Origin of the sequence: Mesorhizobium sp. M0991 (assembly GCF_040318915.1) — a bacterium.
Classification (GTDB): Bacteria; Pseudomonadota; Alphaproteobacteria; order Rhizobiales; family Rhizobiaceae; genus Mesorhizobium.
Genome location: NZ_JAMYNE010000008.1, coordinates 43,654 through 55,977 on the forward strand (window position 1 = coordinate 43,654; position 12,324 = coordinate 55,977).

General features: G+C 62.8%; 10 protein-coding genes. 5 read left to right on the plus strand and 5 right to left on the minus strand.

What is annotated here, in order from left to right:
* Nucleotides 1-29 precede the first annotated feature (29 nt).
* Together NKH70_RS14160 and NKH70_RS14165 are read right to left on the minus strand one after the other, a co-directional pair.
* Nucleotides 30-626, minus strand: a complete 597-nt coding sequence (locus NKH70_RS14160; RefSeq protein WP_352717428.1) for a DUF922 domain-containing protein — start codon at nt 624-626, stop codon at nt 30-32.
* A 110-nt stretch (nt 627-736) separates the two neighbouring features.
* Complete coding sequence (locus NKH70_RS14165; protein WP_352717426.1) at nt 737-2,416, minus strand: electron transfer flavoprotein-ubiquinone oxidoreductase; 1,680 nt, start codon at nt 2,414-2,416, stop codon at nt 737-739.
* 240 nt (nt 2,417-2,656) lie between these two features.
* On the opposite strand from NKH70_RS14165, the gene NKH70_RS14170 reads away from it, so the two are divergent.
* From NKH70_RS14170 to NKH70_RS14180, 3 genes are all read left to right on the plus strand, one after another.
* Entirely contained in the window at nt 2,657-3,301 is a 645-nt protein-coding gene (locus NKH70_RS14170) for a hypothetical protein (protein ID WP_292660026.1), read from the plus strand.
* Nucleotides 3,302-3,338: 37 nt separating this feature from the next.
* Nucleotides 3,339-4,220, plus strand: coding sequence for a uracil-DNA glycosylase (locus NKH70_RS14175; protein WP_352914583.1), 882 nt, complete (start codon nt 3,339-3,341; stop codon nt 4,218-4,220).
* 105 nt (nt 4,221-4,325) lie between these two features.
* A complete protein-coding gene (locus NKH70_RS14180) occupies nt 4,326-5,144 on the plus strand; it encodes a helix-turn-helix domain-containing protein (protein ID WP_352914581.1) in 819 nt (272 codons plus the stop codon).
* Here the strand turns inward: NKH70_RS14180 and NKH70_RS14185 are convergent, their stop codons facing one another.
* Nucleotides 5,145-6,152, minus strand: coding sequence for a DMT family transporter (locus NKH70_RS14185; protein WP_352914579.1), 1,008 nt, complete (start codon nt 6,150-6,152; stop codon nt 5,145-5,147). It lies immediately after the preceding gene.
* The gene (locus NKH70_RS14190) at nt 6,119-6,343 is read right to left on the minus strand and encodes a hypothetical protein (protein ID WP_352914662.1); all 225 of its coding nucleotides are present in this window, start codon (nt 6,341-6,343) and stop codon (nt 6,119-6,121) included. Before NKH70_RS14190 ends, NKH70_RS14185 begins: the two co-directional genes overlap by 34 nt.
* A 154-nt stretch (nt 6,344-6,497) precedes the next feature.
* Between NKH70_RS14190 and pepN the strand changes: the two genes are divergently transcribed.
* Nucleotides 6,498-9,143, plus strand: coding sequence for an aminopeptidase N (pepN, locus tag NKH70_RS14195; protein ID WP_352914576.1), 2,646 nt, complete (start codon nt 6,498-6,500; stop codon nt 9,141-9,143).
* A 181-nt stretch (nt 9,144-9,324) separates the two neighbouring features.
* Nucleotides 9,325-11,652, plus strand: a complete 2,328-nt coding sequence (locus tag NKH70_RS14200) for a PAS domain-containing sensor histidine kinase (RefSeq protein ID WP_352914574.1) — start codon at nt 9,325-9,327, stop codon at nt 11,650-11,652.
* Nucleotides 11,653-11,704: 52 nt separating this feature from the next.
* Here the strand turns inward: NKH70_RS14200 and NKH70_RS14205 are convergent, their stop codons facing one another.
* Entirely contained in the window at nt 11,705-12,184 is a 480-nt protein-coding gene (locus NKH70_RS14205; RefSeq protein ID WP_352914571.1) for an EF-hand domain-containing protein, read from the minus strand.
* Between the last annotated feature and the right edge of the window lie 140 nt (nt 12,185-12,324).

A 12,324-nucleotide genomic window follows, 5' to 3' on the forward strand; every position in this document is an offset into this window, starting at 1 on the left:
AATCCGCAGTCCAATCTCGACCTGGCTTATTACTGGCCCACAAAAGCGCGGATGAGGTGCTCGACAGGGCCGCCGTCGCGATGCTCGTGCGCATCGAAGGCGATCTGCTTTGCCTCGTATTCGGCATAGATGGCATTGATCCGGCGCTTCGCCTCGCGACGTGCCTCGAAACAGTGCGGGTCATCACCGACTGTCAGCCCCCGAACCGACTTTTCGGTGGCCCGCATCATCTGTCTGGCGATGCGGCCATGGGTCTCTTCATGGGCGCGGACGCCAGCGAAGAACCGCTTCCAGCGCTTCTGCAGCGCAGGCGACGTGGCTGAGACTAGTCGGGGATAGGTATAGAAGAGATTGAGCGTCCCGTTGGCCCGGCGCAGGCGGCAGACGCCGTTTTCCCGATGGGCGTCGAAGGTCCAATCATCGACGCTGTAGCCGGTCTGCGCGATGGCGTGGGTCATGAAGCCGTGCTTCGGCCCCCGGCGATCCATGGCCTCGATCAGTGCCGCGCCGGTGGTTCCGGCAATGTTGTAAGTTCGTGTCTTGACCAATACTTTAGTGTCGGCCAAGGCTGAAGGGGTGCACAACGCCCCGATCGCCACAACGCTCGTCAGAACTGCCAGACGCATTTTCCTTCCTCCCTGTCGTCACAGAAAGGAAACACAGGCAGGCGGTCTATTCAACAATCCTACGGTTGCGCTGCTCCTCATCTTGTTTGGTCCGGAGCAAACCTTGTGACTTACATGTTCTGGTAGACCGGGCCCTCGCCGCCCTGTGGCGGCACCCAATTTATGTTCTGGTTCGGGTCCTTGATATCGCAAGTCTTGCAGTGCACGCAGTTCTGCGCGTTGATGACGAAGCGCACATCCTTGGCGGCAGGATCGGCGGCGGCATTGCCGTCCTTGTCGACCCATTCGTAGACGCTGGCCGGGCAGTAACGCGTCGAGGGCCCGGCATAGACGTCATGCTCGGAGCGCTTCTGCAGGTCCATGTCGGCGACGAGCAGATGCACCGGCTCGTTTTCCTCGTGGTTGGTGTTGGACAGGAACACCGACGACAGCCGGTCGAAGGTCAGCACCCCGTCCGGCTTCGGGTAGGCGATCTTCTGGTGCGCGGCGGCCGGTTCCAGCGTGGCGTAGTCGGCCCTGCCGTGCTTCATCGTGCCGAAGGGCGAGAAGCCGAACAGCGTGTTCAGCCACATGTCGAGGCCGCCAAGGCCGACGCCGACAATGGTGCCGAAGCGCGACCATAGCGGCTTGACGTTGCGCACTTTCTTCAGGTCCTTGCCGATATCGGTGGCGCGCCAGGCGGCCTCGTAGGAGGCCAGCTCGTCATTGGCGCGGCCGGCGGCTATCGCATCACAGACATGCTCGGCCGCCAGCATTCCGGAGAGCACGGCATTGTGCGAGCCCTTGATGCGCGGCACGTTGACGAAGCCGGCCGCGCAGCCGATCAGCGCACCGCCGGGGAAGGACAGTTTCGGCACCGACTGCCAGCCGCCTTCGGTGATGGCGCGGGCACCATAGCCCAGCCGCTTGGCACCTTCGAAGGTGCCGCGGATCGCCGGGTGGGTCTTGAAGCGCTGGAACTCGTCGAAGGGCGACAGATAGGGGTTCTTGTAGTTCAGGTGAACGACGAAGCCGACTGCCACCTGGTTGTCCTCGAGATGGTAGAGGAAGGAGCCGCCGCCGGTCTTCATATCGAGCGGCCAGCCAAAGGAATGCTGGACAAGGCCCGGCCGGTGGTTTTCCGGTTTGACCTGCCAGAGTTCCTTGAGGCCGATGCCGTATTTTCCGGGCTCGCGGCCGTCGGAAAGGCGGTATTTGGCGATCAGCTGTTTGGCGAGCGAGCCACGCGCGCCCTCACCGATCAAGACATATTTGCCCATCAGCGCCATGCCCGGCGCAAAGCCCGGACCGTGCGTGCCGTCCTTCTCGACGCCCATGTCGCCGGTGACGACGCCGGTGACCGCACCGGCCTCGTTGTAGAGCAGGCCGACCGCGGCGAAGCCCGGATAGATCTCGACGCCCAGCGCTTCGGCCTTTGTCGCCAGCCAGCGGCAGACATTGCCGAGCGAGACGACATAGTTGCCGTGATTGTTCATCAGCGGCGGCATCAGGATATTGGGCAGACGGAACGAACCGGCGGGGCCGAGAACCAGGAAATGGTCGTCGGTGACCGGTGTCCTGAAGGGATGACCCTCCTCTTCGCGCCAGCCGGGCAGCAGCCGGTCGATGCCGATCGGATCGACGACGGCGCCGGACAGGATGTGCGCGCCGACTTCGCCGCCCTTTTCCAGCACGACGACGGAAAGCTCGGGATTGACCTGCTTGAGACGGATCGCGGCGGCAAGGCCGGCCGGGCCGGCGCCGACGATGACCACGTCGAATTCCATGCTTTCGCGTTCGATATCGCTCATCGACCCCTCACTGGCTCGCTAGTCCCGGCATCTTGCTGGCTCACGCGCTGCATAGCGCATCAAATAGCGACGGGAAACCGGCGCGGACGTGACAATACCGATTTCGTCAAAAAGTCACGTCCTGCCGCACAGATTCGCCTTGTCGAGCATCAATCTTCAATCCTATTCCGTTTGCAGAGATATGTCGCACCGACCTTTTTTAATTGTTCGACAGCTTGCTTATCGGCCATACTTCCCGCCATGCGCATATTCGGGCCGGCTGGCTTTTCATCGACGCGCTTTTTTTTCACGCCCGGCCGGATTTGCCGTGCGGCACTCTTGGCGCTTCTGTCGCTGACGGCCCTCGATGCCCATGCCGAGCAGCAACTGGTCTGGGCGACCGGCGCCTATTCCTTTTCCGACGAGCGCGGCGGCTTCCGCATCACCGGGGCTTCCGGCATCGGCACGAAGGAGGATCCGCTGGTCATCACCGAAGAGCTGAATTCAGCGACGCCGGTAACGCTGGCCATTCGCACGACAAAGCCGATCCAGCCGTTCGGCAAGGCGGGAGACTTCGCCAATGGTCTCATGTATATGCGCATCGACGTGCTCAACAATAGCGGCCAGGCCTGGGTCGAGTTCCAGTTCGAACTCCAGGAGATCCTCGACCAGCCGAGCGTGTTCGGCGACGGCCTGTCGTTCGACCAGCGTAACAAAACCCCCGAAAATATCTGGTCGAGCAGCTACGCCGATTTCGACCGCAATTTCGAACCCTATGACCGCCTGCTGTTCAAGAACGGCAAGATCGACCCGCTGAAGACCGCCAGCTTCTATTTCCTGATCACCGACTACACGCCGCGCTGGACGTTCTATCTGGTGCAGGATCCGCGCATACCGTCGAGCTGAACTTGCAAATTCAAGCGCCGCGGCCGAATGTGAAACCATGACTGCCGCCCCCCACAATAGCCGAGCCGATCTCGCCGAGCTGCTGGCCTTCTACGCCAGCGCCGGCGTCGACGAGGCACTTGAAGAACAGCCGGTGAACAGGTTTGCAGAAGCCAGGCCACCGGTGCGGGTGCCTGCGGCGGCCGCTATGCCGGCCGGTGAAAATGCGGCGCCACAACGCTCGACGAGCGTGTCGCGCGCCGAAATGGGCGAGAGACCGAATACAGCACCGGCAGTGCGAACGTCCCCGGCCATGTCAACGGTGCCCGACGAGGCGCAAGCGGCATTGGCGCGGCAACTGGCGAGATCAGCGGCAAGCCTCGACGAGCTTCGCCAGCACATGGCGGCATTCGACGGCTGCAATCTCAAATTCACCGCCAAGAACCTGGTGTTCGCCGACGGCAATCCGACTGCCGAGGTGATGCTGGTCGGCGAAGCGCCGGGGCGCGACGAGGACATAGAGGGCTTGCCGTTCGTCGGCCGCTCGGGCCGGCTGCTCGACCGCATGCTGGCCGCGATCGGTCTTGACCGGACATCTGCCTACATTGCCAACGTGATTCCCTGGCGGCCGCCGGGCAACCGCACGCCGACGCCGCACGAGACCGAGATCTGCCGGCCGTTCATCGAGCGGCAGATCGAACTGGTCAATCCGAAGGTGCTGGTCAACCTCGGCGGCCCGTCGGCAAAGACCCTGCTCAACACCTCCGAAGGCATATTACGGCTGCGCGGCAACTGGCGCGTCCACACGACCCCGTCCGGCGTCGCCATTCCGGCCATGCCGACCCTGCATCCGGCCTATTTGTTGAGAACGCCGGCGCACAAGAAGCTGGCATGGCGGGATTTCCTCGAAGTGAGGGCGAAGTTGCGGGCGCTTGGGTAAGATTGCCGAGCGCGTCTTCCGTTCTCCTCTTGCGAGGAAGGAAGGGCGGCATCATGACCTCGCAGGTAATTGAAATGCGCCCACTGCCGACCTAGTCATCTCGTCATGACAGCAGCCCAGATTTCCGCCGGCAGTCTCATTCGCGAATGGCGTACACGCCGGCGCATGAGCCAGCTCGGCCTTGCTATGGAGGCCGAGATCTCTCAGCGGCATTTGAGTTTCGTGGAAAGCGGCCGCGCCGCACCCTCGCGTGATATGGTGCTGCATCTGGCGGAGCAGCTTTCGATCCCGCTCAGGCAGCGCAACCAGCTGCTGCTGGCCGCCGGCTTTGCCCCGAGCTTCAGCGAACGACCACTTGACGATGCCTCGATGGCACCGGCGATGGCGGCGGTCGAGACCGTGCTCAAGGCGCACGAGCCTTTCCCGGCGCTTGCCGTCGACCGGCATTGGAACCTGGTGTCGGCGAACGCCGCCATCGGCCCGTTCCTCGCCAATGTCGCCGATGCCTCCCTGCTGAAGCCGCCGGTCAACGTGTTGCGCCTCAGCCTGCATCCCGGCGGCATCGCACCGCGCATCGTCAACCTTGCGGAATGGCGGACGCATCTTCTGGAGCGGCTGAAGCGGCAAAACGACGCTACCGCCGATCCGGTTCTGGTCGAGCTCGAGCGCGAGCTTCGGGCCTATCCGTCCGGCCTTAAAGGCAGCCGGCCGGCGCCGGTCGAACCGAACGCGATTGTCCATCCGCTCAAGCTTGCCCATGGCGACGCGGTGCTGTCCTTCATCAGCACCATCACCGTGTTCGGCACGCCGCTCGACGTAACGCTGTCGGAGCTGGCGATCGAATCTTTTTTCCCCGCCGACGAGCAGACGCGGGCGGTGCTGATGCGGCTGGCGAAAGAGCGGACCGACGCAGCGAAGGGCTGATCACCCTTCCGGCGCGACGGCCTTGCGGGTGCGGGTGCGTTCGAGACCCAGCTGGCGCTCGCGCCAGATGATGAAAATCCCCGCCGCAACCACGATCATGCCGCCGACCAGCATGTTGATCGTTGCGACGTCGCCAAAGACCAGATAGCCGACGACGACGCCGAGGATCATCGAAGTGTATTCGAAAGGTGCCACGACGGAAGCCTCGGCATGGCGATAGGCCGAGGTCATCAGGATCTGGCCAAGCCCGCCGCAAAAACCCGCGGCAATCAGAAGCCCCGCCTGTGCTGGCGTCAGCGCCTGCCAGCCAAATGGCAGCGAAAGCAGCGCCATGACGCTCGCAGTTACCGAAAACCACAGCACGATGGTCGCCGTCCGCTCGCTCTGGACGAGGTTGCGAACCAGGAGCATGGCGATGGCCGAGATCGCCGCGGCTATTAGGGCGGCGATGACGCCGAGCACCTCCTGATCGCCAAGGGCAGCGCCCGAACTGAGCAGCGTCAGTTCCGGCCACGAGATGATCAGCACCCCGACCAGGCCGACGGCAACCGCACTCCAGCGATAGATGCGGATGGCTTCGCCGAGGAAGATCGAACTGAACACCACGACCAGCAGCGGCTGCGCGTAGTTCAGCGTGATCGCCTCCGGCAGCGGCAGCCGCGTCAGCGCGAAGAAGCCGAGCCCCATGGCACAGACACCGACGACGCCGCGCGCAATGTGGTTGAGCGGGCGCTTTGTCGAAAAGGCCGTTCCGAGTTTTCCCTGGAAGGCGAGGAAGGCGATGATCGGAAAGATGGCAAAGAAGGAGCGGAAGAAGACGATCTGGCCCGCCGGCACGGTGCCTGCCGCCTTGATGCAGGACGACATGCCGACGAAGACCGCCACCGATACGATCTTGAGCACGATCCCGGTCAGCGTGCTGTGTTCGCCGGCGTGGTCGCCGGCAGCAAGCACTGGCAAGTCCGGTTCGGCTGTCACGCCCCTTTTGCTTCCTCGATCGCCGCCCATATGCGCGCCGGCGTTGCCGGCATGTCGATATGCCTGATGCCGTAGGCGCGGTAGAGCGCGTCGGTCACCGCATTGAGCGCGGCATGCGTCGACCCGATCGTACCCGCCTTCCCGGCGCCTTTGAGGAAGGCCTGATCCTCGCGACGCAACACAGAGGCGCTCATCCCGAATTTCGGCGTGACGACGGTCATGGAAGCCTCGCGATGATGCTTGGGAAATGATCGCCTGAAATAGACGTCGCTGCAGTTTTGTCGAGGGAGCGTTTCGTGTAAAGAGCGCAGACTTCAAATTATTTGGACCAGCGGACCCGCCCGCCGCTCCCGGATCGACAGGAAAAATCAAGGAATGCGCACAGATACCGGCCAGGTCTTCAAGCTCGAAGACTATCGCCCCAGTGATTATCTCATTCCGGAAACCAGCCTGACTTTCCGCCTTTCGCCTGAAGCAGCACATGTCACCGCCGTGCTGACGGTCGAACGTCGCGACGGGATTGCGGCGTCGGTGCCACTGGTGCTGGATGGCGACGGGCTGACGCTGCGCAGCATCGCCATCGACGGCCACGAACCGAGCCCTGCGGATTTTCTCGCCACGCCCGATCAACTGACAATCATCAGCCCCCCTGCGGCAAGGCGCTTCCAGCTGAGAATTGAAACCGTGTTGGCGCCGGCGCAGAACGAAGCGCTGATGGGCCTCTATCGCTCCAGCGACGTCTATTGCACGCAATGCGAGGCCGAAGGCTTTCGCCGCATCACTTATTTCCTCGACCGTCCCGACATCCTGTCGGTCTACACGGTGCGCATCGAAGCTCAGCGCCGTGAGGCGCCGTTGCTTTTGTCCAACGGCAACCCGGTCGACGGCGGCGAGCTTGCCGCCGGCTGGCACTATGCGGTCTGGCACGATCCGTTCCCCAAGCCGTCCTATTTGTTTGCGCTGGTGGCGGGCGACCTCGGCAAGATCTCGGACAGTTTCGTTACCCTGTCTGGTCGCAAGGTCGAGCTCGGAATCTATGTCGAACCGGGCAAAGAGAGGCTCGCCGGCTACGCCATGGACGCTTTGAAACGGTCAATGAAATGGGACGAGGAGGCATTCGGCCGCGAATACGACCTCGATGTCTTCAACATCGTCGCCGTGTCCGACTTCAATATGGGCGCGATGGAGAACAAGGGTCTCAACATCTTCAACGACAAGTATGTGCTGGCCGACCAGGAAACCGCGACCGACACCGATTTCGCCAATATCGAGGCCATCATCGCGCATGAGTACTTCCACAATTGGACAGGCAATAGAATCACTTGCCGCGACTGGTTCCAGCTTTGCCTGAAGGAAGGCCTGACGGTTTTCCGCGACCACGAATTCTCCGCCGATCAGCGCTCGCGCGCCGTCAAGCGCATAGCCGAGGTTCGTACGCTACGCGCCCATCAGTTTCCCGAGGACCAAGGGCCACTGGCGCATCCGGTGCGGCCGCGCCGCTACCGCGAGATCAACAATTTCTATACGGCGACGGTCTACGAAAAGGGCTCGGAAGTCGTGCGCATGATCCATACTATCCTCGGCGCCGAGACGTTCCGCGCCGGCATGGACCTCTACTTCGAGCGTCACGACGGCCAGGCGGCGACGATCGAAGACTTCATCAAAGTGTTCGAAGACGTCTCGGGTCGCGACCTGTCGCAGTTTTCGCTGTGGTATCATCAGGCCGGTACGCCGAACCTGACCGTCAGTTCGGCGTATAATCCGGCGGCGCGGGAATTCACGCTCGAAATCGAGCAGTCAGTGCCGTCAACACCGTCGGAAAGCCGCAAGCGGCTGATGCACATTCCGCTTGCCTTCGGCCTGGTTGGCGCCGGTGGCGAGGCGATAGCCCATAGCGGCGTCGAAGGGGCGAATGTCGAGGACGGCGTCATCCATATCCGCAAGCGCCGCCATGTCGTCCGGTTTTCCGAGATTGCCGAGCGTCCGGCCATGTCGCTCAACCGTGGCTTTTCGGCGCCGGTGACGCTTTCGGTCGAGCAGCGGCCCGACGACCAGTTTTTTCTGGCTGGCCACGACAGCGACGCCTTCTCGCGCTGGCAGTCGTTCAACACGCTTTTGACCGATGCGCTGATTGCAGCCTTCCGTCAGGTCCTGGACCGCAGGCAACCCGAGTTCAGCGCCCGGCTGACCGAGCTTGCCGGCAAGATAGCCGGCGACGAAGCGCTCGAACCGGCCTATCGGGCACTGGCGCTGGCGCTGCCCGGCGAGGCCGATATCGCCCGCGACATCGGCAAGAACATCGACCCTGACGCCATTTTCACGGCGCGCGAGGCGCTGACGGTTGCGATCGCCGAGGCCAACAGCGAGATATTCTCCAAACTTTACGATCGGCTCGCCGACAATGGTCCGTTCAGCCCGGATGCGGCCAGTGCCGGGCGGCGGGCGCTGCGCAATGTCCTGCTGGATTATCTCTCCTTGTTGCCGGGAGGTGCGGAACTCGCTGCCCGGCACTTCCAATCGGCGACCAACATGACGGATCGGGCCGCGGCATTGACCGTGCTTGCGCACCGTCACCACGGCTCACCTGAGGCGACAAAGGCGCTGGCCGATTTCGAGGCGAAATATGCAACCGATCCGCTGGTCATGGACAAATGGTTCCAGATCCAGGCCAGCGTGCCCGGCCCGCAAACCGTCGACGCGGTGCGCGCCTTGACCAGCCATCCGGCGTTCTCGATGGCCAACCCGAACCGGGTACGCGCGCTCATCGGCACGTTCTGCAGTGCCAACCAGACCGGCTTCCATAGCGCCGACGGCGAGGGCTACCGGCTTTTCGTCGAAACGGTGCTGCAGGTCGAAAAACGCAACCCGCAGGTGGCTGCCAGGCTGGCGACGGCGCTCAGGTCGTGGCGCTCGCTCGAACCGGTGCGGCAGGCCAAGGCAAGGGAGGCGTTGCTTTCGATCGCCAATACCGAGAAGCTGTCGGCCGATTTGCGAGACATCGTCGAGCGCACCCTCGCCTGACAACGCGCCAACTCACCACCACAATGCCATCCCGCCCGAAAACCCCGTTATTTTAGTCGATTTTTAATCTTTTTTCGCCGCGCCTCTGGACAAGGCGAATCACGTTTGATTCTTTACTGACGATTCGGAAGTGCGGCGTTGCCGGATCGCCAAGCAGATTGAAAATCGGGGAGTGCCATTTATGGCGAAGGCGGACGCGTGGGGCGCGCCCGGTGGGACGGCGTTTGAGCGACGCGAGGCGCGAAGCGACGGTCTCGCAGGCAATACGCGGCTCATCGCCGAACCTGCCTACCGACGGCTGCTGGCAGCCGAGCCGCTGTTGCGGCGATCGATACCGGCCCTCATCATCATCTTTCTGTTGATCATCGCAGTGCTGCGCTTTCTGTCGCTGATGAACGAGCGCGACGAGATCGAGCGCGACGCCAAGGCGATCCTTGCGCTGGCCGCCGGCCAACTGGCCAGTTCGATCGCCGCCGACGCGACGGTGGTTTCCGCGCCCGGCGCAATCCAGGACCTGTTGGAGAGCACCGGTCGTCAGGGCGCGATGGGGCGAAGCCACGTACTGGCGATCACCGACAGCGCTTTCAAGATTATTGCCGTATCGCCGCAGTCGATGCGCTGGGAGGGGCGATCGCTCGATGGAGTCGTCCAGGGCGGGCAGCCGCTGTTCATGTTCGGCAACCGCGCCGGGGTGATGGAGGTCAGCATCGGCGGACAGGACTGGTACGCGGCAGTGAGCCTGGCGAATGGCCGAAGGGGTGCCGCAGCAGCGTTTGTGCCGCAGGAGGCAGTCTTTGACGCCTGGCGCAAGACGGTCTCGCTCAACGTCACGCTGTTCGTGCTGACGGCCGGCGTGCTGATCATCATCCTCTACGCCTATTTCGGCCAGGCGGCGCGTGCCCAGACCGCCGACCGCATCTATCTCGAAGCCCACCAGCGCATCGACATGGCGCTGGTACGCGGCCGCTGCGGTCTGTGGGATTGGGACATGGTGCGCGGCAAGATGTACTGGTCGCGCTCGATGTACGACATGCTGGGCTACGAGCCTTGCGACACGATGCTGTCGTTCGGCGAAGTCGACGAAATCATTCATCCCGAGGACGGCGATTTGTTCGAACTCGCCAGCAGGATCGTCGCACGCGAGATCGACCATATCGACCAGGTGTTCCGGATGCGCCATGCCGACGGGCAATGGGTTTGGATGCGCGCAAGAGCACAGGTTATCGATCCGGAAGCGCCGGAGATCCAGCTGATCGGCATCGCCGTCGATGTCACCGAGCAGCGGCACCTGGCGCTGCGCTCCGAAGCCGCGGACCTGCGCCTGAGGACGGCCATCGAAAACATCAACGAATCCTTCGTCTTGTGGGATTCGTCCGAGCGTCTGATCATGTGCAATTCCAAATACCAGCAGGACAACGGCCTGTCGGACCGCGACGTGATGCCGGGCGCCCCACGCGCCGTGCTGGAAGAACGCATGCTGGCCTTCGCCTCGGAGCGGCGGCTTGCCAATACCAATGGACCGCAGGGTGGCGTGACCTTCGAGCGCCAGCTTGCCGACGGCCGTTGGCTGCAGGTGAACGAGTTAAGGACAAGGGACGGCGGCACCGTCTCGGTCGGCTCCGACATCACCCAGATCAAGCTGCACCAGGAGAAGCTGGTCGACAGCGAGCGCCGGCTGATGGCGACAATCCATGACCTCAGCCTTGCCCGCCGCGCGGAAGAGGAACGGGCTCGTGAGCTCGTCGAGCTCAATCGCAAATACATGAAGGAAACCGAACGGGCCGAAGCGGCAAACCGGGCCAAATCCGAATTCCTGGCCAACATGTCGCACGAGTTGCGCACCCCGCTCAACGCGATCATCGGCTTCTCGGAACTGATGGAACGGCGACTGTTCGGGCCGCTGGGTTCGCCGCGTTACGAAGAGTATGCCACCGACATCAACGGCAGCGGCAAATATCTTCTCGGCGTCATCAACGACATCCTCGACATGTCGAAGATCGAGGCCGGCCAGTTCGCGCTGGATCAGGAAGAAATCGATCTCTGCCCGCTTATCAGGGAGACGGTTCGCGTCGTTTCTCTGCAGGCGGCGGAAAAGTCGATCACCGTCGAAACCCGCATCGCCGATTCGCTGACGCTGTTCGCCGACCGCAGGGCGATCAAGCAGATCCTCATCAACCTTCTGTCCAATGCGGTGAAGTTCACCGGGCAAGGCGGCCACATTTCGGTCAGAGCCCGCAGCATTTCCAGCGCGCTGATCCTGACGATCGAGGACAATGGCTGCGGCATCCCGAAGGCGGCGCTGAGCAAGCTCGGGCGGCCATTCGAACAGGTGCAAAACCAGTTCTCCAAGAGCCATGCCGGCTCCGGCCTCGGACTCGCCATCTCGCGCTCGCTGGCCGAGCTTCAGGGTGGCGCGTTGAAGATCCGCTCGACCGAAAGCGTCGGCACGATCGTCTCGGTACGCATCCCGATCAAGAAAGCCGCGCAGGCGGTCAGGGCCGCTGCCTGAACGACAAAATAAGTCTCCGGCGGCTCGCGGCGCCGGAGCAGTTTTCAAATTCTCACTGCATGCCGTCAGCGCCATCATTGCCCTCGCCGTCCCATTGGCGGTGACGGCCGGGAACCTTCGGCAGTTCGTTCTTCTCGATCTTACCGTCATTGTCGCGGTCGAGCATGGCGAAGACCTTCTTCTGACGGCTGGCGATGTCGTCGGCGGTCAGCGTGCCGTCGCCCTTGGTGTCGTAACGGGCGATGATGCGCCTGGCCATCTGCTCGAAGCGCGCCTTCTCCAGTGCGTCGGCGAGCTGTGCCACGGTCAGCTTGCCGCCATTGTCGGCGACCATCTTCTTCAGCCGCACGTTCATGGCGTCGGAGAATTGGTCGAAGGTGATGGTGCCGTCATTGTCCTTCATGACCTTGCCGAGGCGCATCATCATGCCGTCGCGCGGCCCGGCGCCGGACTGCTCGTCTGCATAGGCTGCGGTGCCGACGGCGCCGGCCAGGGCTGCGAATACGAGTGCAAGTCTGGTTGTCTTTCTCATGGTCTTCTCCTGTTGCATCGTCACCCCGATGCTAGAGCGGCGGACCTTCAATCCCCCGCTCTACCTCTTTGATTGAACATCGGAACCTCCCAAAAACAGGTCGCAATTTGGGGTCCGATGCTCTCGCCCGTACGGCTGGT